The sequence below is a fragment of the Mesorhizobium sp. M1A.F.Ca.IN.020.04.1.1 genome (assembly GCF_003997315.1).
Lineage (GTDB): Bacteria > Pseudomonadota > Alphaproteobacteria > Rhizobiales > Rhizobiaceae > Mesorhizobium.
This window is the reverse complement of record NZ_RZSN01000430.1, coordinates 1-466: the sequence shown is the minus strand read 5'-3', so window position 1 is coordinate 466 and position 466 is coordinate 1. Positions and strand designations below refer to the sequence as shown.

The window sequence follows — 466 nt, the reverse complement described above, 5'->3', positions numbered from 1 at the left end:
AATCCAATCCGGACGTGCCGGGGGGCACGCCACGGATACGATCGTCGAGCATGAAATTTTCATGCACGACAAGCGATTGGGCCGGTGTGTTCTCGCTCATCCGATGCTAACCCTTCCGTCGCCGAACAATGGCTCAACCGATTGCCGGCCAAGGCCTGAGGGAACCGCGTGCCAAATCCCTACTCCGGACCCATCATCGACGCCCATCACCATCTCTGGGATCTCAGCCTCGGCCGCCATCCCTGGCTGACCGCCTCTGCCGGCGAACGCGGCGGCCTCGGCGAGCTTGATGCCTTGCGCCGCAACTATCTGCCCGAGGATTATCTGCGCGACGCCGCCCGGCACAATGTCGTCGCCAGCGTCCATGTCGAAGCCGGCTGGGCGAGCGACGACAGCGTCGGCGAGACCCGCTGGCTCGAGACGCTCGACAAGTCGTGCGGCGTAGCGGCGCGCTACGTCGTCCATG

1 pseudogene is annotated in these 466 nt (G+C 64.8%); it reads left to right on the top strand.

Annotated elements, in window-relative coordinates:
- Positions 1 to 168: 168 nt before the first annotated feature.
- A pseudogene (locus EOA49_RS32375) lies at positions 169 to 466 on the top strand (hydrolase); the annotation flags it as partial.